The organism is Thauera phenylacetica B4P, assembly GCF_000310225.1.
GTDB classification, from domain to species: Bacteria; Pseudomonadota; Gammaproteobacteria; order Burkholderiales; family Rhodocyclaceae; genus Thauera; species Thauera phenylacetica.
In genome coordinates this window covers 1-2130 of sequence record NZ_AMXF01000399.1, presented here as the reverse complement: position 1 = coordinate 2130, position 2130 = coordinate 1, and the positions used below count along the sequence as shown (strand labels likewise).

The 2130-nt window shown below is 73.0% G+C and carries 4 protein-coding genes; all 4 read left to right on the top strand.

Annotated features, from left to right (window positions below; translation table 11 throughout):
* The coding region (locus C667_RS26240; RefSeq protein WP_004386642.1) for a methyl-accepting chemotaxis protein at nucleotides 1-1001 on the top strand (1001 nt) is incomplete at its 5' end.
* Between the two features lie 17 nt (nucleotides 1002-1018).
* Complete coding sequence (locus C667_RS22430) at nucleotides 1019-1384, top strand: response regulator (RefSeq protein WP_004325667.1); 366 nt, start codon at nucleotides 1019-1021, stop codon at nucleotides 1382-1384.
* A gap of 11 nt (nucleotides 1385-1395) precedes the next feature.
* Nucleotides 1396-1773: an STAS domain-containing protein gene (locus tag C667_RS22425; RefSeq protein WP_039922849.1), complete on the top strand. Its 378-nt coding sequence runs from the start codon at nucleotides 1396-1398 to the stop codon at nucleotides 1771-1773.
* The coding region (locus C667_RS22420; RefSeq protein WP_004386640.1) for an Hpt domain-containing protein at nucleotides 1773-2130 on the top strand (358 nt) is incomplete at its 3' end. The genes C667_RS22425 and C667_RS22420, both read left to right, overlap by 1 nt.

Here is a 2130-nt window from a genome sequence, read left to right as displayed (position 1 = left end):
CCGCCGCGGCGCGCCTGGCCGAGGCCGAGCGTGCGCGCCTGGCCGAGCGCGAGGCCTACCTCGCCAGCCTGCAGCAGGTGGCGCAGGCCGCGCTGGCGCGCTGGCACGACCACGTGGGCATCTCGCGCAGCCAGACCGAGGCCGCCGTGGGCGCGCTCGCCGGCGAGTTCGCGAGCATCCTCGACGGCCTGCAGCACGCGCTGCTGCGCTCGCGCCAGGCCTCCGCCGACAGCGGCGAGGACAGCGTGGTCGGGGTGATCGGCTACGCCCGCGGCGAGCTCGACCGCGTGCTCGCCGGGCTCAACGCCGCGCTCGCCGAGAAGCAGAGCCTGTCGCAGGCGGTCGCCCGCCTCGCCCAGGTCACCGAGGAGCTGATGCGCATGGCGAGCGAGGTCGGCGAGATCGCCAAGCAGACCAACCTGCTCGCGCTCAACGCGGCGATCGAGGCCGCCCGCGCCGGCGAGGTCGGGCGCGGCTTCGCAGTGGTCGCCGACGAGGTGCGCAAGCTATCCGACCTCTCCGGCGCCACCGGCGAGCGCATCCGCGCCAAGGTCGAGAGCGCCCACGCCGCGATGGCCGAGGCGCTCGCCGCGGCCGAGCACATGGCCCGCGGCGACGCCGTGCTGGTGCGCGACTCCGAGGCCGCCATCGGCAGCGTGGTCGGCCGCTTCGACCGCGTCGGCAGCGCCATGACGCAGGCCGCGCGCGCGCTCGAGGAAGACAGCGTCGCGGTGCAGTCGCGCATCGAGGGCGTGCTGGTGCAGCTCCAGTTCCAGGACCGCGTCAGCCAGATCCTCGAAGCGGTGCGCGCCGACATGGCGCGCCTGGCCGCCCAGGTCGCCGAGGACGAGGCCCGCCTCGGCGGCGGCCGGGTGCCGGCGCCGATCGACGTCGCCGCCTGGATCGCCACGCTCGAGCGCACCTACACCACCCTCGAACAACACGCCCGCCGCGCCGACGCGAACCCCGCCTCGGCCGGCGGCGACATCACCTTCTTTTGAGCAGGAGAAATTCCCCCATGTCCAAGACCGTGCTGATCGTCGACGACTCCGCCTCGCTGCGCCAGGTCGTGAGCCTGTCGCTCAAGGGCGCCGGCTACCAGGTCATCGAGGCCTGCGACGGCCGCGACGCCCTCGGCAAGCTCGGCGGCCAGAAGGTTCACCTCATCATCTCCGACGTGAACATGCCCAACATGGACGGCATCGCCTTCGTGCGCGAGGTCAAGAAGAACCCGAGCTACAAGTTCACCCCGGTGATCATGCTCACCACCGAGGCCGCCGAGGAGAAGAAGCGCCTCGGCCAGGAGGCCGGCGCGCGCGCCTGGGTGGTCAAGCCCTTCCAGCCGCAGCAGATGCTGGCGGCGGTGTCCAAGCTGGTGATGTGAGCGTGCCGACCATGGACCTCCGCGCACTCGACACGCCCGCCCCGGACGCCCCTGCTCTGGACACCTTCTCCCCGGACATCCTCACCGGCCCCGCCCGCCTCGCCCCCGAGGGCGAGCTCGGCATCTACACCGTGGCCGCGCTGCGCGAGGCCTGGCTGCAGGCGCTCGCCCGCCACGATACGCTCGAGATCGACCTCGGCCGCATCGACGAGATCGACACCGCCGGCCTGCAGCTCATGCTGATGGCCAAGCGCAGCGCCGGGCGCAGCGTACGCTTCGTCAACCACTCCGCCGCGGTGCTGCGCCTGCTCGACCTCGCCCGCCTCGGCGGCGCGCTCGGCGACCCGCTGCTCGAGGACGCCGCGCCCGCAACGCAGGAGGCACGCTGATGGACCTCTCCCAGGCCCTGGCCACCTTCCTCGACGAGAGCCGCGAGCTGCTCGCGCAGATGGAGGAGATCCTCCTGCGCGCCGAGACCGCCGCGCTGCCCACGGACGAGTTGCACGCGCTGTTCCGCTGCGCCCACACCATCAAGGGCTCGGCCGGCCTGTTCGGGCTGGACGCGGTGGTGCACTTCACCCACGCCGTCGAGAGCGTGCTCGACCGCATGCGCAACGGCGAGCTCGAACTCTCCGACGCCCTCATCAACCTGCTGCTCGAGTCGCAGGACCATATCGCCGGCCTCGTCGCCGCGGTCGCCGCCGAGCGTCCCCTGCCCGAGTTCGAGGGCGCGCCGCTGCGCGCCC